Origin of the sequence: Glutamicibacter sp. 0426 (assembly GCF_001906485.1) — a bacterium.
Taxonomy (GTDB): domain Bacteria; phylum Actinomycetota; class Actinomycetes; order Actinomycetales; family Micrococcaceae; genus Glutamicibacter; species Glutamicibacter nicotianae.
In genome coordinates this window covers 425485-449901 of record NZ_MPBI01000002.1, presented here as the reverse complement: position 1 = coordinate 449901, position 24417 = coordinate 425485, and the positions used below count along the sequence as shown (strand labels likewise).

The window sequence follows — 24417 nt, the reverse complement described above, 5'->3', positions numbered from 1 at the left end:
GGGCAACTGTTTCACGCATGTTGACTCGCGGAGTGATTTATAACATTTTTGCAACGTTTGTTTCAGTTTCATTAAATCTGAAATATTCGTTGAATATGACGCCGGTTGAGCTTACATTAAGCGCCGAATGGGCCGGCGAAACCTTTCGGTTTCACCGGCCCACTCAGTTGATTCCGGAGCTGCTAGATCAGTGAAGCACCAGGAATAGCAGCCAGCAGATTGCGGGTGTAAGCGCTCTTTGGCGTATCGAAAATCTCGTCCGTCGTTCCCTGCTCTACGATCTTGCCGTGTTCCATCACGCAGACGTTATCTGCAATCTGGCGAACCACGGCCAGGTCGTGGGTAATGAACAGGTAGGTGAGGCCCATCTCGCGCTGCAGTTCATCGAGCAGCTCCAGCACCTGGGCCTGAACCAGCACGTCCAACGCGGAAACAGCCTCATCGCACACGATCATTTCCGGTTGCAGGGCCAGGGCACGCGCGATGGCGATGCGCTGGCGCTGCCCGCCGGACAGCTCATTCGGGAAGCGGTGCATTGTGGAAGCGGGCATGGAGACCTGCTCCAGCAGCTCCTTGACCTTCTTCTCCCGCGATGCCGCATTGCCAATGCCGTGAATGCGCAGCGGCTCTTCGATCGTCCGGAAAATCGAGTACATCGGGTCCAGGGAACCGTACGGGTCCTGGAAGATCGGCTGCACACGCCGGCGGTACTTGAACAAGTGCTTCTCGCTCAGGTTGCCGATCTGCTCGCCATCAAAGATGATCTCGCCCTCGGTCTTGTCCAGCAGGTTCAGCACCATCTGGGCGATGGTCGACTTGCCTGAACCTGACTCGCCCACCACGGCAGTCGTGGTGCCCCGGGGGATCTCGAAGGAAACGTTGTCCACCGCGGTGAACTTCTCCTTCTTGCCGAAGCCCTTGCGGATATCGAAGACCTTCGTCAGGTTGCTGACCTTCAGCAGCGGTTCAGCCTTGCCCGGCTCAATCTCGTCCACAATGGCCTCGTGCTTGTCCCCGCGCTGCGCAGACAGCGACGGAGCCGAATTGATCAGGCGCTGGGTGTACGGGTGCTGCGGGTTGCGCAGGATCTCCAGCGCCGGGCCGTATTCGACGACGCGTCCCTTGTACATCACGACGACCTTTTCGGCACGCTCGGCTGCCAGGCCCAGGTCGTGGGTAATGAGCAGCACCGCGGTGCCCAGTTCACTGGTCATGGTGTCCAGATGGTCCAGGATCTGCTGCTGCACGGTGACATCCAACGCGCTGGTTGGCTCATCGGCAATCAGCAGGCGCGGACGGCAGGCCAGGCCAATGGCGATCAGCGCACGCTGGCGCATCCCGCCGGAGAATTCGTGCGGGTACTGGCCGGCACGGGTCTCCGGATCGGGCAGACCTGCATCAGCCAAGACCTGGGCCACGCGCTTGTTGGGGTTGTCCCCCGCCAAGCCGTTGGCCTTCAAAGTTTCCTTGACCTGGAATCCGATCTTCCACACCGGGTTCAGGTTGGACATCGGATCCTGCGGAACCATGCCAATATGGTTGCCGCGCAGCTCGACGAAACGCTTTTCGCTGGCTTGGGCAATGTCTTCGCCGTCAAAGAGAATCTGGCCGGAGGAGACCTTGCCGTTGCCGGCCAGCAGGCCGATAGCGGCCAGGGCCGAGGTCGACTTGCCCGAACCGGACTCGCCCACGATGGCCACGGTTTCGCCGGGCATCACGGTGAAGTTCGCGTCGCGGACCGCGTGGACCGGACCGTCAGGGGTGGAGAAGGTAATCGCCAGGTCCTTGACTTCCAGCAGCGGCTTTGGAGTTGCACTCTGAGTCATTGCTTAGGCTCCCTTCCGGGCCTTCGGATCCAGTGCATCACGCACTGCATCGCCAAGCATGATGAAGCTCAAAACCGTCACCGAAAGGAACAGCGCTGGCCACATCAGCATGGTCGGGTTGTTGCGCAGCTGGGTACGCGCCGAGGAAATATCGTTGCCCCAGCTCATGACGTCAGGTGGGAGCCCGACGCCCAGGAAGGACAGCGTGGCTTCGGCCACGATGTACACACCCAAGTTCACTGTGGCAACAACGATGATCGGTGCCAGGGAATTCGGAATCACGTGCTTGAGCAACGCGCTGAACTTGGACAGGCCCAGAGCGCGCGAGGCCTTCACGAAGTCCGCATTGCGGGCCTCGATGACAGCACCGCGGGTAATGCGCGCCAGCTGCGGCCAGCCGAAGATCGCAAGCGTGACGATAACCGTCCAGACGCTTCGGTTCTCGCGGAATGCCGGCAGCTGCATCACGATGATGGCGCCCAGGATCAGCGGCAGGGCGAAGAAGATGTCACCCAGGCGGGCCAGGATCGTGTCGACCCAGCCACCGTAGTAGCCTGCCAGCGCGCCGATGGCGCCACCAAGCAACACCACGATAAGGGTAGTGAAAACGCCTACCAGCAGCGAGGCACGCGTGCCGTAAATAGTGCGCGCATAGATATCGCAGCCCTGCAGGTTGAAGCCCATGATATGTCCAGGGCGTGCTGGTTCGTTGGAATTCTCCAAGAGGCAAGCCTGGTTGCCAGCCGGATCAATCGATGTGAAGAGCTGCGGGAAGGCAGCTACGACGATGACCGCGATGATCATGATCGTGGAGATGATGAATAGCGGCTGCTTGCGCAACGAACGCCAAGCTTCGGCCCACATTGACAATGGCTTGCCGGTTTCCTTGACCGAGTCCACCGCCTGCAAGGGGGTTTCGTCCAGCGGAGCAACGTAGTGCTCGATCTTGTACTTGGAAACCTTGCCGGCGCGGTTGCTGCGGATGGGCAAGCCGTCTTCGGGATTAAAGTTCTGGTTCTCAGGCATAACGGATCCTTGGGTCAAGCAGTGCGTACAGCATATCCACGATCAGGTTGGCAAGTACGAAGACGATCACCAGAACGCCTACGACTGCAACCACTGTCGGGGTTTCGCCCTTCTGGATTGCTTGGTAGAGCAGGTGGCCGACACCGGGCACATTGAAGATGCCTTCGGTGACAATCGCGCCACCCATCAGTGCACCCAAGTCGGCGCCTAGGTAGGTCACCACGGGGATCAGGGAGTTGCGCAGGATGTGCACGGTAACCACGCGATTGCGACTCAGGCCCTTGGCGGTCGCGGTGCGTACGTAGTCAGCGGTCTTGTTCTCGATGACGGAAGTACGCGTCAGGCGCAGTACGTAGGCCAGCGATACCAGGCCGAGCACCAATGCGGGCAGGATCAGTTCGCCCCAGGTTGCCGCGCCGGAAACTGTAGGTTTGGCCCATTCGAGCTTGACACCGACCACGTACTGCAGCAGGAAGCCGAGCACGAAAGTTGGAACTGCAATGACCAGCAGCGACGCAACCAACACGGTCGAGTCGAACAGCTTGCCCTTGCGCATACCAGCAATAACGCCGAGGATGATGCCGAATACGGCTTCAATCACCAATGCGAGGATTGCCAGGCGTGCCGTGACGGGGAACGCCCGCGCGAGCATCTCCTTGACTTCCTGTCCGGAGAACGAGGTTCCCAGGTCCAAGGTCACCAGGTTCTTCAGATACAGGCCATATTGAACCCAGAACGGCTTGTCCAGGTTGTATTGCGCGGTCAGGGCGGCTTTGGTGGCATCGCTCATGGGCTTGCCACCAGAAAGCGCGGCGATCGGGTCACCTGGAGTGGCGAAAACCAGGAAGTACACTAGCAGCGTTGCTCCGATGAAGACCGGGAACAGCTGCGAGATTCGCTTCAGGGTAAAACTTAACATGCTTGCATCTCACCTCGAGACACGTGAGGGCACAGGGCCATTTTCATCCTCTTTCCGTCGATAAGTAATTCGACGTTTGTTTTTGCGAGGCAGGACAAACACGCCAAAGGGAGACCCTGTTGTTCTCGGGTCTCCCTTAGCGCGTTTTCAGCTTCTATCCGGTCTGACTTGGTCGGAAGCTGAAGGGAACTTATTTGCCAGTGATTTGCTGGTACAGCGGAACACCGTTCCACCCGAACTCGACGTTATCCACGTTCTCGCTCCAACCACCCTGGACTGCCTGGTACCACAGCGGGATGGCTGGCAGATCCTTGAACAAGATCTCCTGTGCCTCGTTGAAGATCTTTGCGCCCTCGGCAGGATCCGTGGCCGACAGGCCCTCGGCCAGCTTGTCATCGAATTCCTTGCTGGAGTACTTGCCATCGTTCGAGCCAGCCCCGGTGCCGAATAGCGGACCAAGGAAGTTGTACAGCGATGGGTAGTCGGCCTGCCAACCGGTACGGAATGCACCAGTCATCTTGTAGCTGGTGACCTTCTCGCGCAATTCCTTGAATGACGAGAATGGCTGGGCAACTGCATTGATGCCCAGGTTGCTCTTCAGCTGGTTGACGACAGCTTCGACGTATTCCTTGTTGCCAGCGCCGTCGACGTTGTAGCCGATGGAGAATTCGTCGCCGGAGTCCCACTTGCTGATTTCATCAGCCTGTTCCCACAGCTTCTTGGCTTCAGCTGCATCGAAGTCCAGGACTTCGCTGCCTGGAATGTCTGCGCTGTAGCCTTCGAGCACTGGTGCGGTGAAGTCATCGGCCTTGACCTTGCCGCCCTGGTACACCTTGTCGATGATCAGCTGGCGGTCAATGGCCCGGGAGATGGCAGCACGGCGCAGGTTGCCCTCTTCGCCCTGCTTGAAGTGATCCAGGTAGCCCGGGATGGTGATGGTTGCGTTGCCGGCGTATGGCGAGTTGACCGAGCGGTCGCCCAGGTCAGTCTCGTACGAAGCCAGAGAGCTTGGCGGGATCTGGTCCAGCACATCCAAGTTATTGGAGAGCAGATCGCTGTAGGCCGAGTCCGTGGACTGGTAGACCTTGAAGTCGATGCCGCCGTTCTGGGCTTCGCGTGGGCCCTCGTAGCTTTCGTTGACTTCCAGCTTCAGGTTGACGTCGTGGTTCCATTCGGTCAACTTGTAAGGGCCGTTGCCAATTGGCTTTTCGCCGAAGGCCTTTGGATCCTCGAATGCCGCTTCAGGCAATGGCATGAATGCGGTGTAGCCCAAGCGCAGCGGGAAGTCGGACTCAGGCTGGGACAGCTCGACGGTGAAGGTGGTGTCATCCACGACCTTCAGGCCCTCCATCTCATCCTTCTTGGAGCCTTCCTTGTTGACCTCGTCGAAGCCCTTGATGGACTCGAAGAAGTACGAGTTCAACTGCGCGTTCTTGGCTGCGGCACCGAAGTTCCAGGCATCCACGAACGAAGCAGCAGTTACTGGGGATCCATCGGAGAAGGTCTGTCCGGCCTTCAGCTTGATGGTGTAGTTCTGGGAGTCTTCGGTTTCGATGGACTCGGCGAGTTCATTGACCGGCGCGCCCTTGGCGTCGTAGCTGACCAGGCCGGTGAAGATCAGGTCCATGACGCGACCGCCGCCAACTTCGTTGGTGTTAGCCGGCAGAAGGCCATTCTGCGGTTCGGTGGTGTTTGCGGTTACGACATACGAGCCGTCACCTTCGCCACCGGCGGTTTCGGTCGAACCGCCGCCACAAGCGGACAGGGTCAGCGCCAAGGCTGCAGATAAAACGACAGCCTTAGATGCGTGCGAGTATCGCATCCTATTTCTCCTCAACAGATCGTTGCTGCTTCTGCATTTCGCAGAGCCGTGCAGGCAAGCGTGAGCTATAGCACGTAGTGAATGAGATTACATCAAACATTGCGAAACAACCAATGAATAGTCATGAAAGTAATGCTTGAAATCGGTTTATTCACCCGGCTGAATTTACTTCAGCCCGGTCATGATTTACTTTGAATCAAATAAAAATATTCATCATTCCGGGGTCCTCCAGCACCGAGCCGACACCTGCGAGGAACTCGCTTGCTTCTTTGCCGTCGACCACCCTGTGATCGAAGGACAACGCCAGTGTCATGGTATGGCGAAGTGCAACTTGGTCTTGGTATTCCCAAGGTCTGCGCTTCACTTGGCCTAGTGCCAGAATTCCTGCCTGCCCCGGCGGCAGAATTGGGGTGCCGGCATCCACGCCGAAAACCCCCACGTTGGTGATGGAGAATGTGCCACCTGTCAATTGGGCTGGTGACAATGTTCCTTCGCGGCCTTGGAGAATAATCCCGCTGAGTTCGGCAGCCAATACTGGCAGCGTCTTAGCTTGGGCATTTTTCAGCACCGGAACCAGCAGACCACGATCACTTGCCACGGCCATGCCCAGATTCACTGACCCGAATTCAATGATTTCGTCAGCCTTTTCATCCCACGTCGAGTTCAGCGCGGGATAGGTCTTCAACAGTCTCGTCACCACGAGCGCTGCCAGCGTTGTGATATTGAGCTTCAGATCCTTGAGCAGTCGATGCGACCGCATGCGTTCCAGCAGCTCCATGGATTCGGTGACATCAACCGTGAGGAACTCCGTGGCATGCGGGGCGGTAAACGCCGACTGCACCATGGCCTTGGCCGTGGCCCTGCGGACCGCGGTGATCTTCACATGGCGATCCGCTCCTAGTGAAGACATGGATTCGCTGTCCTTGGCCGCTGGCGTGCTGGCACCGGCGGAGTCGATGGCCTGCTGGACGTCCCGGCGCAGCACCAGGCCGTCCTCGCCGCTGCCGGCGAGCGCCGAAATATCGACCCCGTGATCGCGTGCCAGCTTGCGTACCGGCGGGGTGCACCTGGTCACCGCATGCTGTTCACGTTCATGGGTGCCCGGACCGTCAGCCGGCTGGGATGCAACTGGTGCCGAAGCTGCTGGTGCAGGTGCTGGCACAGCTTCCGGGTTGCGCGAGCCGCGGGCTTTGCGCTTCGGACGGTTTCCGGTATCTGCCGGCGCACCGTAGCCAACCAGGGTGGGGGTGCGTTCGCCGGCCTTGCTTTGCTCCTGTTGCGCCGAATCAGCCGCTGCCGGCTGCTCGCCGGACCCGCCGGGCTCCTGGTCGAAAGTGACCAGCGGACCGCCGACCTGCACGGTTTCGCCTTCGGTGGCGTGCAGGGCCTGGACGAATCCGGCAAAGGGCGAGGGAAGTTCAACGACTGCCTTGGCGGTTTCGACCTCGGCAATGATCTGGTTGAGCGCAACATGCTCGCCAACCTTGATCTTCCAATTCAGCACCTCGGATTCGGTGAGCCCTTCGCCGAGGTCGGGGAGTTTGAAGGTGTGGGCGGTCATCACTTGGCAGCTCCTTCGGTTGCCTCGTGGTGGCGCATCACGGTATCGACCGCGTGCATCACTCGATCCAGGTCGGGCAGGTGGTGGCTTTCGAGCCGCGATGGCGGATACGGTATGTCGAATCCGGTGACGCGCAAGGGTGCGTGCTCCAGGTAGTCGAAGCAGCGCTCGGTGATTTCGGCGCAGATCTCCGCGCCGATGCCGCTGGTCCGGCTGGCCTCATGGACCACCACTAGCTTGCCGGTGCGCTTGACGGACTCGGCTACGGTGTCGATGTCCAGCGGATCCAGCGTGCGCAGGTCGATGACCTCCAGGCTGGTGCCTTCATCTTCCGCGGCCTTGGCCGCATCGACCAGGGTGTAGGTGGTGGGTCCGTAGCCGACCACGGTGACGTCCTCGCCGGGGCGGACGATCTTTGCCTTGGGCGATGCATCGGGCGCCGGGGGGAGAAGTTCCGCGGTGGTTTTCTCGTGGTAGCGGCGCTTCGGCTCGAAGAAGATCACCGGATCATCGCAAGCGATGGCCTGGCGCAGCATGGAGTAGGCGTCCTCGACGCTCGATGGCGCGAAGACCCGCAGGCCTGCGGTGTGGGCGAAGTAGGCTTCGGGCGATTCGGAGTGGTGCTCCGGCGAGCCGATTCCTCCGCCATAGGGAATGCGGACGGTGACCGGCATCTTCACCCGTCCCCGCGAACGGTAGTGCAGCTTGGCCAGCTGGGACACCAGCTGGTCGAAGGCCGGGTAGGTGAAGCCGTCGAACTGGATCTCCACCACCGGGCGATAGCCTCGATAGGCCAGGCCGATGGCGCTGCCGACAATTCCGGATTCTGCCAGCGGGGTATCGACGACGCGGTGCTCACCGAATTTGGATTTCAGCCCATCGGTGACCCGGAAGACTCCACCGAGGGTTCCGATGTCTTCGCCGAGCAGGATGACCTTCTCGTCCTGGTCCAGCGCATCGTGCAGCGACTTGTTCAGCGCCTTGAGCATGGTGGTTGCCACGGTTACTCTCCACCTTCAAAATCTGCCAAGTAGTCAAGGTAGTTCTTGGCTGCTCGTTCGGTTGGCTCATGCTTTTCTGCGTACACATTGGTGAACAGCTCTTCGGCCTTGGGATCTTCCATGCTGGTGATCGCCGCGCGAAGCTTCGCGGCGAGGTCATCGGCGGAGTTCTGCGCGCGCTGCTCGTAGGACTGCACATCGGCACCCATCTCATGCAAGTACTTCACCAGGCGGTCGATGGGATCCTTGGCCTTCCACTCTTCGAGCTGCTCGCTCTTGCGGTAGCGGGTTGGATCATCGGCGGTGGTGTGCGAGCCCATGCGGTAGGTGACCGCTTCGATGAAAGCCGGGCCCAGGCCATGGCGCGCATGGTTCAGCGCGGCCTTGGTGGCGGCGTAGACGGCCAGGATGTCGTTGCCATCCACCCGCCAGGTCTTCAGCCCGAAACCGTGGGCGCGGTCGGCAATCTGGGTGCGGCTTTGCAGGGCTACAGGTTCTGAGATTGCCCACTGGTTGTTCTGGCAGAAGAACAGCACCGGCGCCTGGTAGCTGGCGGCGAAGACCATGGCTTCGTTCACGTCGCCCTGGCTGGTGGCGCCATCGCCGAAGTAGGCTACGGAGACTTGCTTGCCGCCATCGAATTTGATGCCCATGCCGTACCCGGCGGCGTGCAGGGCCTGCGAGCCGATGACAATCTGCTGGCAGGCGATATTGACTTCATTCGGATCCCAGCCGCTGGCCTGCGCTCCGCGCCACACGCTGAGCAGGTCCTCTGCCTTCACTCCCCTGGCCCAGGCGACACCATGCTCGCGGTAGGAGGGGAAGATGAAGTCGTCGTCATTGGTGGCCCGCACGGAGCCGATTTGCGCGGCCTCCTGGCCGAGCAGCGGAGCCCACAGGCCCAGCTGGCCCTGGCGTTGCAAGGCGGTGGCTTCATTGTCCATGCGGCGCAGGACAACCATGTCGCGCAGGAAATCTGCAAGGTCCGCTTCCTTGAGGTCCTTGAGATAGTGGTCAAGTTCTTCGTCCGGGATTCGTTTCCCGTCGACGTTCAGCAGCTGATGCGTGGGTAGGCATCCGGCGGCTACGTCAATGTGCTGTGTGGACACGATCGGCATCCTTACTCTCACGTAGTCGGTTGCGGGTTTTGATTCTCAAACGCCGCTTAATGTGATGCTACTCACGCAAGGCAGGATGCACAATGGTGTTTTTAAAATTAGAGCAAAACGCACTGTTTGATTGCCGTTAAGGATGCTAACGTGCACATTATGCAACTTCTGGACACCACCGACCGGCGCATCCTGCTTGCGCTTTCCAGCGCTGCCAAGCGCACCGGCGCAGCCATTGCCACGGCCTTGAACCTCGGGCGCAATACAGTGCAGACGCGGATGACCCGCCTGGAAAACGAGGTGCTTGATTCCATCGACCGCCGCATCCCGCCCGAAGTCCTGGGCTACGGGCTGCTGTCCTTTGTCGAGCTGCACGTCGACCAGCGCTGCCTGGGCGACATTGCCGCCAAGCTTGAAGCCATCCCCGAGGTGCTTGAGGCGCACGGCCTCACCGGCTCTGCCGACATCCTGGTGCGGGTAGCTGCCAAGGACGCCGAGGAACTGTTCCGGGTGCACGGCCAGCTGCTGCATATCGACGGGGTGAATCGCGCGGATTCGGCGCTGTCCATGGCCGAGCTCGTCCCCTACCGCACCACCGCCCTGCTCCAGCACTCGCTCTCCGGCAACGCATAGCGCTCTAGGGCAGCAAAAAAAGTTCCGGGAACCAGCCTGCTGGCTGGTTCCCGGAACTCTGCTTTTGCGCTTTGCCGGTTTCCCGGCTAGTGGTCGACAGCCTTTTCAGCACCGACACCGGTCAGCGAACGGACTTCCATTTCCGCCTGCTTGGTGATGTCCTCGACACCCTTATCGGTGACCGAGCCCAGCCAGCCCAGGAAGAAGGCCAATGGAATCGAGACGATGCCCGGGTTGGCCAGCGGGAAGATCGCCATGTCGATGCTCGGGATCATCGAGGTTTCCGAACCGGAGAAGACCGGCGAGATGATGATCAGGAGCAGGGCCGAGCCGAGGCCGCCGTACATGGACCAGACTGCACCGCGGGTCTTGAAGCCCTTCCAGAACAGCGAGTACAGGATGGTCGGCAGGTTTGCCGAGGCTGCCACCGCGAAGGCCAGTGCCACCAGGAAGGCCACATTCTGGCCCTGGGCGCCGATGCCGCCGGCGATGGCGAAGACGCCGATCACCAGAACCGTGCGGCGAGCCACCTTCATTTCCTTCTCCGGGGTGGACTTGCCCTTGGCGATCACCGAGGCGTACACATCGTGGGCGAAGGAAGCGGCTGCGGTGATGGTCAGGCCGGCAACCACCGCGAGGATGGTTGCGAAGGCCACCGCGGAGATCAGGCCCAGCAGGACGGTGCCGCCCAGTTCGTAGGCCAGCAGCGGTGCCGCCGAGTTCACGCCGCCGGGAGCCGCCTGGATCCGCTCCGGGCCGATCAGCGCGCCGGCGCCGAAGCCCAGCACCAGGGTGAACAGGTAGAAGGCGCCGATCAGCCAGATGGCCCAGACCACCGACTTGCGGGCTTCCTTGGCGGTAGGAACGGTGTAGAAGCGCATCAGCACGTGCGGCAGGCCTGCGGTGCCCAGCACCAGGGCCAGTGCCAGCGAGATGAAGTCCAGCTTGGAGGTTTCCGAAACGCCGTACTTCATGCCCGGGTTCAGGATCTCCGGGTTGCCGGCCACTTCAGCTGCCTTGCCCAGCAGTTCGGAGAAGTTGAAGCCGAACAGGGCCAGCGTCCACACGGTCATGATCAGCGCGCCGGCAATCAGCAGGCAGGCCTTGATGATCTGCACCCAGGTCGTGCCTTTCATGCCGCCTACCAGCACGTAGAGGATCATCAGTGCGCCAACGATGACGATCACCAGAGACTGGCCGAACTTCTCGTCGATGCCCAGCAGCAGGGAGACCAGCGCACCTGCGCCAGCCATCTGCGCCAGCAGGTAGAAGACGCACACCGCGAGGGTGGAGATCGCCGCAGCGATGCGCACCGGGCGCTGCTTGAGGCGGAAGGACAGCACGTCGGCCATGGTGAACTTGCCGGTGTTGCGCAGCAGCTCTGCGACCAGCAGCAAGGCAACCAGCCAGGCGACCAGGAAGCCGATCGAGTAGAGGAAGCCGTCGTAGCCCTGGATGGCGATAGCGCCGACAATGCCCAGGAAGGATGCCGCCGAGAGGTAGTCGCCGGCAATGGCGGTGCCGTTTTGCGTTCCGCTGAAGGAGCGGCCGCCGGCGTAGTAGTCGGCTGCGGTCTTGTTGTTCTTGGAGGCACGGAGCACGATCACCAAGGTGACGCCCACGAAGGCCAGGAAGATGGCGATATTGACCAGGGGGTTGCCGACCTGGGTCGACTCGCCTGCGGCCTGGGCCAGGATGCTGAGCTGGTTCATTTAGTTCACTCCCTCGCGCTCAAGGCGCTCACGGATCTTGGTTGCCTTCGGGTCGAGCTTCTTATTCGAGAAGCTGACGTAGGCAGCGGTGATCGCGAACGTCGACACGAACTGCAGCAACCCGAGAACAATACCCATGTTGATATTGCCGAGGACCTTGATGGACATGAAGTCATGGAAGTAGTCGGCCAGCAGCACATAGGCGAAATACCAGACGAGGAAGAAGATGGCCATCGGGAAGACGAAGCTGCGGTGGGTCTTGCGCAGTTCCTGGAATTCCTCGGATTGGCTCTCCTTGACGAAATCAACGCCGGCAGAGACGTCGTGTTCCGGGTTGGCACTCATGATGCCCTCCTTGAGCGAGTTGGTGATGTGACTGAGCGCACATCGCTTGTGTGACTAAGTTCACTATTGGGGATTAATCCTTTGGCGACTAGGGGGCCTGTGCCGCTCGTGGCTCAACGGACTGCTTTCTGCGCCCAACGGCGCACCTTGGCGCGCTGAACGGTCAACGGATTTCGCGGGGCCCTAAGATGGGGTACATGTCTCCAGCACTGCAAGTCACCCTGATCGTCGCCATCGTGCTGGTCGGAATCGCCCTTGTCGGCTACTTCGGTTTCAAGATCTCCCGCTCCACCCGGGAAATGGGCACCGACGTCGAAGAAGCCACCTACAAGACGCTGCACCACATGTCGGTTGCGGTCCCCCATTTGGAACGCGGCCTGACCGAGGACGGAGCGGCGAAAAGCGCCAAGGCGCTGCGCCGGCTGCTGAACTGCCAGGTGCTGCTGATCTCCGACACCACCCACGTGCTGGCCACCGATGCCGGTGCCGATTTCACTGCGGAGCATGAAGAGACAGCAGCCAACGTTTCGAAAAGCGCGCTGGCGACCGGCAAGACCCAGGTAGAGCGCTCTTCCGGCATGGACTTCGTTTCAGCACCCATTACCGTAGGAGATCTGAGTGTCGGGACCGTGACGGCCCTGTCGCGCAGGGCAGGCGCCAGCTTTGTGCGGGCCGTCTCCGAGGTGGCAGTCTTCGTTTCGGCGCAAGTCTCCACCGCGCAGCTGGATGAGTCCAAGGCCATGCTGCTCGAAGCGCAGATGCGGGCCTTGCGCGCCCAGATCTCCCCGCACTTCATCTACAACTCGCTGAATGCGATCGCCTCGTTCATCAACACGGATCCTGCCCGCGCCCGCGAGCTGGTCATCGAATTCGCGGACTTCACCCGCTACTCCTTCCGCCGCCGCGGCGAATTCACCACCCTGGCCGAAGAGCTGGAAGCCATCGACCGCTACCTGCTGCTGGAAAAGGCCCGCTTCGGCGAGCGCATCAAGGTCTCCCTGCAGATCGCCCCCGAGGTGCTGCCCACGCAGATTCCGTTCCTGGCCCTGCAGCCGCTGGTTGAGAATGCCGTGCGCCATGGCCTGGAAGCACGTCCAGATGGCGGAGTCATCTCCATTACCGCCACCGAGGACGGAATGCACGCGCTAATCAGCGTGGAAGATGATGGCATGGGCATGGATCCCGAGCAGCTGGCCAGCGTGCTGGCCGGCGACACCCCGAATATGCATGTGGGCCTGCGCAACGTGGACCTGCGCATGCGCCAGCTCTACGGCAATTCAAATGGTCTGGTCATCGAGACCGCGCCGGGGGCAGGAACACTGATCACCTTGCGCGTCCCGAAGTTCCGTCCACCCAGCGCCATTGCGTCCGATGTTTAGATAATCCCGATAAACGGTAGAATTTTCGCATGATTAACGTGGTGGTTGCCGATGATGAACTTCCAGCGGTAGAAGAGATCGCTTTTCTGCTCAGCCAGGATTCCCGCATCGGGAAAATTCACCGCGCCACCTCGGGTGCCGCGGCGCTGAAGGCGCTGGAGGAAAATGCGGTCGACGCGCTGTTCCTGGATATCCACATGCCTGCGTTGTCAGGCCTGGATATCGCCCGCGTCATTTCCCGCTTCGCCAATCCCCCGCTCATCGTCTTTGTCACTGCCGATGAGGACCAGGCACTGCAGGCCTTCGAATTGGCCGCCATCGACTACGTGCTCAAGCCCATTCGCCCGCAGCGCCTGGCCGAATCCGTGCGCCGCATCTGCGAACTGGTGGAAGATACCCCTGCCAAGCCGGAAATGATCACGGTGGACCAGGGCGGCATCACCAAGCTGATTCCCCGCTCGGACATCGCCTATGTCCAGGCGCAGGGCGACTATGCACGCCTGCACACCAAGGATTCGAGCTACCTCATCCGGGTTCCGCTCAACGATCTGGAGCAGCAGTGGGGCGAGTCCGGCTTCGTTCGGATCCACCGTTCCTATCTGGTGTGCATGGACAAGATCGAGACCGTGCGCCTGCAAACTGGCAAGGCCGCCGTGGTGGTCAACAGCACCGAGCTTCCCATTTCCCGTCGCGCATTGCCCTACCTGCGTGAGCGCCTGGCCGCCAATCGCGTCCGCCCGCTGTAGGAAGCAGCTGGCCTTCCGTGGAACAGATTCCCCAAGACAGCAGCCGGCAAGAGCCCCCAACGCCCGGACGATTCGCTGAACAGCGTCCGCAACGTGTGCGCGTGCAGGCTCCGCAAGACGCCTCCTTGACAGTCTCCCCTGCCCGCCCCGAGCACACGGCAGAAGAGTTCTATGTTCGCCAGCTGATCCGTTCCCAGCTGCGGCTGGCCTGCGCCGTGGCTGCGGGCCTGCTGGCGCTGCTGGTCGGCATCAGCGCGCTGCTCGTCTTCTGGCCGGTCTTCGAGGACATCCGCCTGCTCGGCCTGCCGCTGCCTTGGTGGGTTTTGGGCATCGGGATGTATCCGCTGATCATCGTGGCTGGAATGCTCTATAACAGGGCCGCCGAGCGCAATGAAGAACGGTATCGGAGCATCAGCCGTGGCTAGCTTGCTGTCAGTTTCATCCTTGGTGCTGGTCTGCCTGACGACCATGCTGATTGCCTTCCATGGCTTGCGCCTGTCCCGCACTACGTCCGACTTCTACGTCGCTTCGCGCACCGTGCGCCCGTGGTGGAATGCCTCGGCGATTGGCGGCGAGTACCTTTCGGCGGCGTCGTTCCTGGGTGTTGCCGGGCTGATTGTGCTCTCGGGGCAATCGGGGTTGTGGTTCCCCATCGGCTACACGGCCGGCTACTTGATGCTGCTGCTGTTCGTTGCCGCTCCCCTGCGGCGTTCCCGGGCCTACACCATTCCGGACTTTGCGCAGATCCGCTTTGAAGGCTCCCCGATGCTGCGCAAGCTCACCACCTATCTGGTGGTGGTGATCTGCTGGCTGTATATCGTTCCGCAGATGCACGGAGCAGCCCTGACCCTCTCCATTGCCACCGGATTCCCCAGCTGGGTAGGTCCGGTCATTGTCGCGGCGGTGGTCTGCGTGACGGTGCTGTCCGGCGGGATGCGTTCGGTGACCTTCGTCCAGGCATTCCAATACTGGTTCAAGCTGGCTGCCCTGGTCATCCCCACGATCTTCTTGCTGGGGCGCGCCATCCCAGAGCATTCGTCCTCCGGCCATGCGCAGGCCCTGTACGCGCAGCTGGAGTCCGCGAATGCGATGAATCTCTACGAGACGGTCTCCATCATCTTGGCGCTGCTCTTCGGCACCCTGGGCTTGCCGCATGTGCTGGTGCGCTTCTACACGAACCCGACGGGCCAGGCAGCGCGTACCACCACGGTGATTGTGCTGTGCTTGCTCTCGGCCTTCTACCTGTTGCCCACGACGTTGGGTGTCCTGGGCTTGCTGTACACCCCGGAGCTCGGGGCCACCAATGAAACAGATGCCACCATCCTGTTGCTGCCCTCACGCCTTTTCGAAGGATTCCTGGGCGACGCGCTGACCGCAATCGTGGTCGGCGGCGCCTTCGCGGCATTCCTGTCCACCACCTCCGGGTTGGTGGTATCCCTCGCTGGCGCTCTGTCGCAGGAATTCTTTTCCGGCACCGTGCGCGGGTTCAGGATCTCTACCGTTCTGGCTACCGCACTGCCGGTCTTGATTGCGGTGGTGACCAATTCCTTGGCCTTGGCCGGTGCCATTGGCAACGTCTTCGCTTTCACTGCATCGACGATCTGCCCGCTGCTGCTACTAGGCATCTGGTGGCGTTCGCTGACCGCGCGAGGTGCGATTGCCGGCCTGCTGGCCGGCGGCATTTCCTGCGGGCTGTCCTTGATGATCGGCACCTTCCTGCCCCAGGAAGACGAGATCTGGATCCATCTCTTGCGCCAGCCCGCGGCGTGGAGCGTTCCGCTGGCCTTCCTGGTGATGATCTTCGTTTCGCGCAGCACCAAGCGCAGCGTGCCAGCCAACGTTGAACGCGTCATGGCCCTGCTCCATGTCCCGGACTGGCGGGCGAAGTTCTAGCAGCCCTTCACCGCTTGCCCGGCAGGCGCGTCGCGGCTCGGCAACTCTGGTTCGGGAAGCGGTTTGCGCCGGGAGCCGTTGGCCAGCCCCAGCAGGACCCCGCCGAGCACCAAGGCCATCCCCAAAATGCTTTGAAGCCCAAGGCTTTCGGCTGCCAGTAGGGTTCCGAGCAGGACGCCGGTGACTGGATTGAGCAGGCCGATAAGGCCCACGGACGATGCTGGCAGTTGGCGCAGCCCGGTGAACCAGGCGAGGTATGCGGCCGCGGTAGCGACGAGGCTGACATATCCGAAGCCCGCCGCCGCCTGGATACCAAGCTGAGGCGGCGCTCCATGCACGAGCAGCGCGCAGGGCACCAGGACTGCCCCTCCGGCCACCAGCTGCCAGGCCGTGGCCCGGACAATCGGCAGCCCTTGCGACCACCGCTTGGTCAAGATGAATCCGGCACTTGAGCAGAGCATCGCGACCAAGGACGAGATGATGCCCCGGATATCGATGCCGCCCTGCGCATCGAAGACCATGACGGCCACGCCGATGAATCCCATGAGCGCTCCGATCATCGGCCAGCGTGCAGGTCGCTCGCCGAGCATGAGCCAGGCGAACAGCATGAGCACACCGGCGGAACTCGCCATGGTCGTCGCAGCGACACCCGATGGCAGCAGTTGCGCCACCACGTAGACCAGAGCGAAGAAGGCGCCGATGTTCAGGATGCCCAGGACCGCGGATTTCCACCACCAGCTGCCGTGCGGCAGTTTCCTGGATATCGCCAGCAACACCAGGCCTGCGGGCAACGCGCGGATTGCCGCACCCCAGAGCGCCGAGTCTTCCGGAAGGAATTCCCTGGTGACGTAGTAGTTGGACCCCCACGCGATCGGGGCAATCGCGGTCAGCGCAACCCATCCGAATGTCCGCAGCCGGATTCCGGCAGAACCTAAAGTATCTTCCATGGAAGATACTTTAGCTTCCTTGGAAGATATAATAAAGGAATGCAGCACAATGACCATGTCTCGCGCATCCAGCAGCAGTGGGCCGAACAGCGTCCGGATCTCGACACCGCTCCGCAGGGAATTATCGGACGGCTTCACCGGCTGGCCAATTACCTCACTGAAGAGCTCTGTGCGGTGTATGCAGAACACGGGCTGACCGAAGCCGAATTCGATGTGCTGGCAACCTTGCGGCGGGCAGGCGAACCGTTCTCCCTGACTCCCGGCGAACTTGCCTTGCAGACGATGGTGACCACCGGAGCCATGACCAAGCGGCTGGACAAGCTTGTAGGCAATGGCTGGGTCACCCGGACCCAGTCCGGTGAAGACCGTCGAGGACGCCTGATCTCCTTGACTGCCACCGGCAAAGAGAAAATCGACGAAGCCTTTGCCGCCCACATGCGCAACGAAAAGCGCCTCGTGGAACAGCTCTCCCCCGCCGACCGTCCGGTGCTGGAGAACATGCTGCGCGACTGGTTGGCCCACCACGAACAGCCAGGCCTCTAAGCTGTCCGGTTCTTCCCTCTATGAATGCAAAAAGCCGCGGACGGCAACGGGAGAGAATTTCCCGCTGCCGACCGCGGCATGGCTTTGGAGCCGGTGGCGGCGACTAGTCGATCGAAGCCATCAGCTCGACTACACGGTCGAGGAACGCATCGACCTGCGACTCCTCGTAGCCATCGGTGCCCTGCGCAGAACGGAATTCCACGCGGCGCACGGTGTCAACGGCCATCGGCACGTCGTTCTCGAAGTAGTCGATGAGCTGATCGCACAGGCGATCGACGTCCTCGATGTTGTAGCTCGACGCGTTGGAACGCGAGGGACGGCGGAAACGCTCGCCCTTGGCACGGTGCAAGCGGCCACGCAGGATCGCGGCCAGGCGGCCAACCTGCTGCAGCCAAACCTCTTCGCCCTGATGGGCAATCAAGTCATCACGCTCGCGCTTGGCAAAGACATCTTCCAAGCGGTCCAGCGCGCCATCGACTTCGCGGGCCTGGTACCCGCCCTTCTGCGGTGCAAAAGTGGTGCGGCGGATCAGGTGACTGGTGACCACACTGTCGTCGTTTCCTCCACCGTTGAAGGTGGCACGGGCACGGCTCAGGAACGCATCAACTTGCTTTGCGTTGTAGCCGAATTCCGAGTCCGGTACGCGGGAAAACGGAGCATCTTGCTGCTGCGACACGACAGTTCCTTTTTCTCTAGGGAGATATCCGTTGGGCACCGCACTCAGGCGGTACCCCTCATATTCTATTGGCTTGTGCCGATAGTTGGCCTGATGGCCACACCAGCGAGTGCATTCCGGTAGCGGATCACACCCGCTGGCGTCGCGGGCCGGGGACGCGGTCAGAAGACTGCGACACTCCACGCCAGCACATGTGAAATCACGTAACCCAGCGGAATGACGAACAGGACCGAGTCCAAGCGGTCCATGATTCCGCCATGGCCCGGAAGCAGGTTGCTCATGTCCTTGATGCCCAGTTCGCGCTTGACCATGGATTCCGAGAAGTCGCCGGTAGTCGCTGCAATGGTGGTGAAGAACGCCAGGATGACACCCGTCCACCATGGCATGTCCATCCAGAAGTGCATTGCGCATGCGCCGATTGCCATGGAACCGAGCATTGATCCGGCAAAGCCTTCCCATGACTTCTTCGGCGAAATCTTCGGCGCCATCGGATGCTTGCCGATCAGCACGCCCACGATGTAGCCGAAGGTGTCATTGGCGACCGCAAGCAGCAGCAACGTGGCGATGAGCCACTGGCCATTGACCGAATCGAGAATGAGCAGAGCAAAGGACAGCAGCAGCGGCACCCAGCTGATGATGAACACGCTGCTCATCACCGAGGCCACCGCTCCCTTGGCGCCATCCATCAGCCTGAAGAGCAAAGCGATCAGGATGCAGGCAATATAGCTGAACCCGAGTGCCTCTACCCCGCCCCAGATGGCACTGGCCGGCAACAAGATCGAAGACAGGTACAACGGCAATTGCGGTACCGCTGTCTTGGCATGGGTAGTAGCCCTGGCCACCTCCCAGCAGCCAATGCAGCTGAGCGCGATCAGCGCGATGACCAGCAACGGGTGGAACCACAGCAGGCCAACCAGCACGACTCCGAGCAACAGCACGCCGACGCCGATGGCCGCTGGCAGATTGCGCCCTGCACGCGACTTCTTCGGTTCCGGGGTTCCGATCAGCAGCTCGGCAGGGATATCTGCTTCTTCCGCGTCGGGTTCTCCGGTCTCGGCAAGGTCAGTGGAATCGGATACCGGCGGAGCAGGCAGCTTGCTGTCTGCGGGCGCGGGATTCTGCGCCGCAGATGCGGCTTCCGGTGTGGCTGTTTCTGCCTTCTCCGGGTTGTCATCTTCGGCCGCGGGGTCCGGAACCGTCTTGTCCTTTCCGGGTGCCGCCGGCTGTGCAGGCTTCGCTGGTTCTGCCTGCATGGCAGGTGCCTGCGCTTCAGCTTTCACCGGCTTGGACAGGTCGGCCTTGAAAGCGGCTTTGGCGCGCTCTTTCGCTTGCCCGGTATCAGCCTTGGCGGTATCAGCCTTGCCGGTCGATTCCGCGGCTGCCTGGCTGCCAGCCGCAGCTGGTTGAGGGGTCGGCAATGCGGCATCTTTTCCGGCATCCGGTTTCACTGCTGATACCGGCGTTGGCATGGCCGGTGGAGCGGGTACCGCAGTGGCAGGTGCAGGCTTGACCGGTTCCTGGATTCCAGTGTCAGGTTCTGGAGCTTCCTTTGCCCCGCGGTTTTTCATGAAACCGCGTTTCTTCCCCTTGGCGGCGGCCTCGCGCCGCGCGCGAGCTTCACGTCGGGTCAGGGGCTGGGATTCTCCGGATGCCACTGAGGGCACCGCCGAAGCGTTGCCCTCAGTGTTGTCTGTCGAGCCTGGCATTAGACTTCCAGCAGCTCTGCTTCTTTTTTCTTCAAGATCTCATCGACTGCGTCAACGTGCTTCTTGGTCAGCGCGTCGAGGTCCTTTTCTGCACGGGTACCCTCGTCCTCGCCAATTTCGCCGTCCTTGACGAACTTGTCGATGGAATCCTTGGCCTTGCGGCGGTGATTGCGCAGTGCAACGCGAGCGTCCTCGCCCTTGGCCTTGGCCAGCTTGACGTATTCCTTGCGGCGCTCTTCGGTCAGCACCGGAAGGACAACGCGGATCATCTTGCCGTCCGAGGATGGGTTGGCGCCAACTTCTGGATCGCCCAGAGCTTTTTCGATTTCGCGCAAAGCGGTCACATCGAATGGGGTGATGGTGATGGTGCGTGCTTCAGGCACTGCGAAGGAAGCCAGCTGCTGCAGCGGGGTTGGGGAACCGTAGTAGTCCACCATGACCTTCGAGTACATGCCTGGGTGGGCACGACCGGTACGGATCGTCGCGAAGTCCTCCTTGGCGGCCTCAATGGTGCGTTCCATCTTTTCGGCGGTATCCGCCAGCGTTTCCTCAATCACCGGTACTCCTCAAGTACTTCATCTGTGTTTCCGCTACGGGAAATTAAATCTACTTCAATCCTAAGCCACGATCACCGATTAGACGGTGACGGTGGTGCCAATCCGCTCGCCGCGAATTGCGGCGGCCACATTTCCTTCGCCTTCCATGCCGAAGACCAGCATGTCCAGCTTGTTGTCCTTGCACATGGTCATGGCGGTCTGGTCCATCACGCGGATGTTCTTGACCAGGGCGTCGCTGTAGGTCAGGGTATCCAGCTTGGTGGCGGTTGGGTCGGTCTTCGGGTCGGCAGTGTATACGCCGTCCACCCCCGACTTGGCCATCAGGACTTCGTCAGCATCGACTTCCAGGGCACGCTGCGCGGCCACGGTATCGGTGGAGAAGTACGGCAATCCGGCGCCGGCGCCGAAGATGACGACGCGGTCCTTCTCCATGTGGCGGATGGCACGGCGCGGAATGTAGTTTTCGGCGACCTGGGCCATGGCGATGGCCGACTGGACGCGGGTTTCAACACCGCACTGCTCCAGGAAGTCCTGCAACGCCAGGCAGTTCATGACGGTGCCGAGCATGCCCATGTAGTCCGCGCGCGAGCGGTCCATGCCGGAAGCGGAGAGTTCCGCGCCACGGAAGAAATTGCCGCCGCCAACCACGATTGCCACCTCGACCTCGCCAACGGTCTGGGCGATCTGCTGGGCGATGCCGCGAACGGTATCTGGGTCAACGCCGATCTTGCCGCCGCCGAATACTTCGCCGGAGAGCTTGAGCAGTACGCGGCGTCGTTTGGTTTCTGGGGTGCTTGGCATGAGGTGTCTTACTCCTGGAGGTCGGAATCAAGCTGGGGGTTCTACGTCCCAGATCCCAAGCTATCGTGAGATCCGGGCTCAAGAAAAGGGAGGCGAGTCACCGAGTTTTCTCTCGGTGCCCACCTCCCTTTGATCTTGTGCGCTCAGGTTGCCCCGAACGCGGTTCGCTTAATGCGTATGGCTACTGCCTAGAGCTGCAAAGCCTAGGCGCCAACGCGGAAGCGTGCGAAAGCAACTGGCTTGGTGCCAGCTTCTTCGAAGACCTGGCCAACGGACTTCTTTGCGTCCTTGGCGAAAGCCTGGTCAACCAGGACGATCTCCTTGAAGAAGCCGGTCAGGCGGCCTTCAACGATCTTGGTGAGTGCAGCTTCTGGCTTGCCCTCGGCGCGAGCGGTTTCGTCAGCGATGCGGCGCTCGTCGGCAACCTTGTCAGCTGGAACCTCTTCGCGGGACAGGTAGGTAGGAGCCATTGCAGCGGTGTGCACTGCAACGTCGTGCGCGACGGTTGCGGCAGCTTCGCTGTCAGCGTCAACAGCCATCAGGACGCCAACCTGAGCTGGCAGGTCCTTGCTGGTCTTGTGCAGGTACGAAGCAACCTTGGCACCCTCGATGCGTGCAACACGGCGTACGACAACCTTCTCGCCGAGGATTGCGCCCTCTTCGATGACGGTGTCGCCAACGGTCTTCCCATCCAGCTCGTAAGCCAGCAGTGCTTCTGCATCTGCAGCGCCGGAAGCCACAGCGGCATCCAGAACCTTGTTGGCCAGTGCGATGAACTTGTCGTTCTTCGCTACGAAGTCGGTCTCGCAGTTGATCTCGATCATCACGCCGACGTTGCCCTCAACCTTGGCAGCAACCAGGCCTTCAGCAGTCGAACGGCCTTCGCGCTTGGTAGCGCCCTTCAGGCCCTTGACACGGATGATCTCGATGGCCTTCTCGGCGTCGCCGTTGGCCTCGTCCAGTGCCTTCTTAACGTCCATCATGCCGGCGCCAGTGCGCTCGCGCAGTGCCTTGATATCAGCAGCGGTGTAGTTTGCCACGTGCAATCCCATTCAGCTAGGAGTTTCAAGTTTATTTTGCTTATGGGACGGGTCGGATTTCCGGCCCGTCCCACAAGACTTGGTGAAGTTCACCTCGAGCTACACGCTAGTGCGCCCAGGCAAACTTCTGGAGTCACGGAGGTGACTACTTGGCTTCTGGAGCCTCGGTTGCAGCGTCTGCAGCTGGAGCTTCGGCCTTGGCCTTCTCGCCCTCAAGCAGTTCGCGCTCCCACTCAGCCATTGGCTCAGCAGCACCCTCGGTCTTGCCGGCAGCCTTGTTGTTCTTGGCGATGAGGCCTTCGGCCACAGCGTCAGCAACAACGCGGGTCAGCAGGTTGACGGAGCGGATTGCGTCGTCGTTGCCTGGGATTGGGTAGGTAACCTCGTCTGGATCGCAGTTGGTGTCCAGGATGGCCACAACTGGGATGCCCAGCTTCTGGGCTTCGTCGATAGCCAAGTGTTCCTTCTTGGTGTCAACGATCCAGATAGCGGAAGGGGTGCGGGTCAGGTTGCGGATACCACCGAGGTTGTTCTGCAGCTTGGTCAGCTCGCGCTTCAGCAGCAGCAGTTCCTTCTTGGTGTGGCCCGAGCCGGCAACGTCCTCGAAGTTGATCTCTTCCAGTTCCTTCATGCGCTGAACGCGCTTGGAAACGGTCTGGAAGTTGGTCAGCATACCGCCGAGCCAACGCTGGTTGACGTATGGCTGGCCAACGCGGTTAGCCTGCTCGGCAATGGCTTCCTGAGCCTGCTTCTTGGTACCGACGAACAGTACGGTGCCGCCGTGGGCAACGGTCTGCTTCACGAACTCGTAAGCGCGGTCGATGAACGACAGCGACTGCTGCAGGTCGATGATGTAGATGCCGTTGCGCTCGGTGAAGATGAAGCGCTTCATCTTTGGGTTCCAGCGACGGGTCTGGTGGCCGAAGTGGACGCCGCTGTCAAGCAGCTCTCGCATGGTTACGACTGGCATGTCGCAACTCCTTTCAGCAGTGGCGGACCGGGCGCGCGTGCGCCCGCGGTAACTGCTCTTGGTTGTTCGGGTTGATGCAGATAGCCATTGTGGATATCCGCCCTAGCATGAGTACCGATTGATGCTTGGCATCTCGACTTCGGTCCACCGATTCTCTCGGACCACTGGAACCTCAGGCCACAGCCGATTTAGCTGTGAATACTCATACGCGAAGTCAATCTCCTGTCCGATGCACCCAATTTTGGACACACCTGTGACAGGACACTGCTGCTTCAAGTGTACTACAGAGAACCCCTTGCCCCGCACCGCGGTTTCGGTGATGTGCAGCCCATTGCCTTGCCCACAATCCGTTCCCCCGGTTGCCCATGATCCATGTTCCGGGGACACCTTGGAAAGATGAAAATCAAGTATCTCTTCGCAGGATTGCAGGTTCTGCTGCTGGCCTTCAGCTTTCCTCCGGCCGCGCCCACGGACGCCGAGCCGCAGCAAGTCCAGGTACCTGCCGCACTTGCCGCCACCAATGGCTGGCGCTGGCCGCTGGCTGGCGAACCGGCAATTCTGGCGCCCTTCGACAAACCGGAGAAAAATTGGCTTCCCGGGCACCGAGGCGTGGACTTGGCAGCCAGCGCTGGTGATGCCGTTTTCGCACCGCAGCGCGGCCGGGTCTCGTTTGCTTCAGTGATCGTGGATCGGCCTGTGCTGGTTATCGATCACGGTTCCGGGTTCAAGACCAGCATCGAACCGGTTTCCGCTGAAGTCTCGGTGGGCGACTGGGTGGAGGCCGGCACCAAGGTGGGCCAGGCAGCAACCGGGGCGCATTGCTCTGGCCGTTGCATCCACTGGGGTGTGCGCCTCGATGGAGAATATATCGACCCGGTATTGCTGATCCGCGACATGCGTCCATCGATTCTCTTGCCGTTGAACGAATAACGCGGCATCGCTCGAGGGCCGCACGAGCCGGATCACCATCCGGCTCCAATGCACTACTTCACACACCCGTGCATCCAGCGGGATCAGGCTGTGCACTGGAGCGGAACCGGGAACAAGAAAATCGTCCAGCAACTCATTTTTCAATAGCTGCTGGACGATCTGCCTTGGTAGGGAGTGACGGACTTGAACCGACGACCAAGGGATTATGAGTCCCCTGCTCTAACCAACTGAGCTAACTCCCCACATGGGTCCATCGCCGAAGCGGTGCAACCACA

Annotated in this window: 23 protein-coding genes and 1 tRNA gene; 7 read left to right on the top strand and 17 right to left on the bottom strand. The window is 61.0% G+C overall.

All coding sequences use genetic code 11. The features are described 5' to 3' along the window. Positions 1–182 precede the first annotated feature (182 nt). The 7 genes from BKX98_RS07575 to pdhA form a co-directional block, all read right to left on the bottom strand. The gene (locus BKX98_RS07575; protein WP_038989702.1) at positions 183–1826 is read right to left on the bottom strand and encodes an ABC transporter ATP-binding protein; all 1644 of its coding nucleotides are present in this window, start codon (positions 1824–1826) and stop codon (positions 183–185) included. A gap of 3 nt (positions 1827–1829) precedes the next feature. After that, positions 1830–2852: an ABC transporter permease gene (locus BKX98_RS07570; protein ID WP_223308906.1), complete on the bottom strand. Its 1023-nt coding sequence runs from the start codon at positions 2850–2852 to the stop codon at positions 1830–1832. Next, complete coding sequence (locus tag BKX98_RS07565) at positions 2845–3771, bottom strand: ABC transporter permease (RefSeq protein WP_038989703.1); 927 nt, start codon at positions 3769–3771, stop codon at positions 2845–2847. The genes BKX98_RS07570 and BKX98_RS07565 overlap by 8 nt, the downstream gene beginning before the upstream one ends. Before the next feature lie 190 nt (positions 3772–3961). Continuing rightward, positions 3962–5593: an ABC transporter substrate-binding protein gene (locus BKX98_RS07560; RefSeq protein ID WP_073706735.1), complete on the bottom strand. Its 1632-nt coding sequence runs from the start codon at positions 5591–5593 to the stop codon at positions 3962–3964. Between the two features lie 196 nt (positions 5594–5789). Continuing rightward, positions 5790–7154 carry a dihydrolipoamide acetyltransferase family protein gene (locus BKX98_RS07555; RefSeq protein ID WP_073706734.1) on the bottom strand — a complete coding sequence of 455 codons (1365 nt, stop codon included), beginning with the start codon at positions 7152–7154 and terminating at the stop codon, positions 5790–5792. Continuing rightward, entirely contained in the window at positions 7154–8143 is a 990-nt protein-coding gene (locus BKX98_RS07550; protein ID WP_073706846.1) for an alpha-ketoacid dehydrogenase subunit beta, read from the bottom strand. The genes BKX98_RS07555 and BKX98_RS07550 overlap by 1 nt, the downstream gene beginning before the upstream one ends. 14 nt (positions 8144–8157) lie before the next feature. Further along, on the bottom strand, positions 8158–9273 hold the full coding sequence (gene pdhA / locus BKX98_RS07545) for a pyruvate dehydrogenase (acetyl-transferring) E1 component subunit alpha (RefSeq protein ID WP_073706733.1): 1116 nt from the start codon (positions 9271–9273) through the stop codon (positions 8158–8160). Positions 9274–9423: 150 nt separating this feature from the next. On the opposite strand from pdhA, the gene BKX98_RS07540 reads away from it, so the two are divergent. Further along, positions 9424–9897 carry an Lrp/AsnC family transcriptional regulator gene (locus tag BKX98_RS07540; RefSeq protein WP_038989709.1) on the top strand — a complete coding sequence of 158 codons (474 nt, stop codon included), beginning with the start codon at positions 9424–9426 and terminating at the stop codon, positions 9895–9897. 86 nt (positions 9898–9983) lie between these two features. Here the strand turns inward: BKX98_RS07540 and BKX98_RS07535 are convergent, their stop codons facing one another. After that, on the bottom strand, positions 9984–11609 hold the full coding sequence (locus BKX98_RS07535; protein WP_052253503.1) for a cation acetate symporter: 1626 nt from the start codon (positions 11607–11609) through the stop codon (positions 9984–9986). Next, positions 11610–11954, bottom strand: a complete 345-nt coding sequence (locus BKX98_RS07530; protein WP_038989711.1) for a DUF485 domain-containing protein — start codon at positions 11952–11954, stop codon at positions 11610–11612. 197 nt (positions 11955–12151) lie between these two features. Between BKX98_RS07530 and BKX98_RS07525 the strand changes: the two genes are divergently transcribed. From BKX98_RS07525 to BKX98_RS07510, 4 genes are read left to right on the top strand one after another with little or no spacing between them, the layout of a single operon-like run. Beyond that, positions 12152–13333, top strand: coding sequence for a sensor histidine kinase (locus tag BKX98_RS07525; RefSeq protein ID WP_073706732.1), 1182 nt, complete (start codon positions 12152–12154; stop codon positions 13331–13333). A gap of 29 nt (positions 13334–13362) precedes the next feature. Continuing rightward, positions 13363–14079, top strand: a complete 717-nt coding sequence (locus BKX98_RS07520; RefSeq protein ID WP_038989713.1) for a LytTR family DNA-binding domain-containing protein — start codon at positions 13363–13365, stop codon at positions 14077–14079. A 17-nt stretch (positions 14080–14096) separates the two neighbouring features. Then, the gene (locus tag BKX98_RS07515) at positions 14097–14504 is read left to right on the top strand and encodes a hypothetical protein (RefSeq protein WP_052253504.1); all 408 of its coding nucleotides are present in this window, start codon (positions 14097–14099) and stop codon (positions 14502–14504) included. Continuing rightward, positions 14497–15972 carry a cation acetate symporter gene (locus BKX98_RS07510; RefSeq protein WP_369826770.1) on the top strand — a complete coding sequence of 492 codons (1476 nt, stop codon included), beginning with the start codon at positions 14497–14499 and terminating at the stop codon, positions 15970–15972. The genes BKX98_RS07515 and BKX98_RS07510 overlap by 8 nt, the downstream gene beginning before the upstream one ends. Here the strand turns inward: BKX98_RS07510 and BKX98_RS07505 are convergent. Beyond that, positions 15969–16919: a DMT family transporter gene (locus BKX98_RS07505; RefSeq protein ID WP_073706731.1), complete on the bottom strand. Its 951-nt coding sequence runs from the start codon at positions 16917–16919 to the stop codon at positions 15969–15971. The two genes, BKX98_RS07510 and BKX98_RS07505, sit on opposite strands and share 4 nt — an antisense overlap. Before the next feature lie 39 nt (positions 16920–16958). Here BKX98_RS07505 and BKX98_RS07500 point away from each other — a divergent pair, with 39 nt between their 5' ends. Then, positions 16959–17462: a MarR family winged helix-turn-helix transcriptional regulator gene (locus BKX98_RS07500; RefSeq protein WP_073706730.1), complete on the top strand. Its 504-nt coding sequence runs from the start codon at positions 16959–16961 to the stop codon at positions 17460–17462. A gap of 103 nt (positions 17463–17565) precedes the next feature. On the opposite strand, the gene BKX98_RS07495 is transcribed toward BKX98_RS07500, so the two are convergent. From BKX98_RS07495 to rpsB, 6 genes are all read right to left on the bottom strand, one after another. After that, on the bottom strand, positions 17566–18138 hold the full coding sequence (locus tag BKX98_RS07495; protein WP_038989718.1) for a DivIVA domain-containing protein: 573 nt from the start codon (positions 18136–18138) through the stop codon (positions 17566–17568). 161 nt (positions 18139–18299) lie between these two features. Next, on the bottom strand, positions 18300–19844 hold the full coding sequence (locus BKX98_RS07490; protein WP_233125306.1) for a phosphatidate cytidylyltransferase: 1545 nt from the start codon (positions 19842–19844) through the stop codon (positions 18300–18302). Further along, entirely contained in the window at positions 19844–20401 is a 558-nt protein-coding gene (gene frr / locus BKX98_RS07485; protein ID WP_038989719.1) for a ribosome recycling factor, read from the bottom strand. The genes BKX98_RS07490 and frr overlap by 1 nt, the downstream gene beginning before the upstream one ends. A 78-nt stretch (positions 20402–20479) precedes the next feature. Beyond that, complete coding sequence (pyrH, locus tag BKX98_RS07480) at positions 20480–21202, bottom strand: UMP kinase (RefSeq protein ID WP_038989720.1); 723 nt, start codon at positions 21200–21202, stop codon at positions 20480–20482. Positions 21203–21405: 203 nt separating this feature from the next. Continuing rightward, positions 21406–22242, bottom strand: coding sequence for a translation elongation factor Ts (tsf, locus tag BKX98_RS07475; RefSeq protein ID WP_038990119.1), 837 nt, complete (start codon positions 22240–22242; stop codon positions 21406–21408). A gap of 145 nt (positions 22243–22387) precedes the next feature. After that, a complete protein-coding gene (rpsB, locus tag BKX98_RS07470) occupies positions 22388–23212 on the bottom strand; it encodes a 30S ribosomal protein S2 (RefSeq protein WP_038989721.1) in 825 nt (274 codons plus the stop codon). 396 nt (positions 23213–23608) lie between these two features. On the opposite strand from rpsB, the gene BKX98_RS07465 reads away from it, so the two are divergent. Further along, positions 23609–24142 carry a M23 family metallopeptidase gene (locus BKX98_RS07465; protein WP_073706729.1) on the top strand — a complete coding sequence of 178 codons (534 nt, stop codon included), beginning with the start codon at positions 23609–23611 and terminating at the stop codon, positions 24140–24142. A gap of 165 nt (positions 24143–24307) precedes the next feature. Here the strand turns inward: BKX98_RS07465 and BKX98_RS07460 are convergent. Further along, a tRNA-Ile gene (locus tag BKX98_RS07460) sits at positions 24308–24384 on the bottom strand. Positions 24385–24417: the final 33 nt, after the last annotated feature.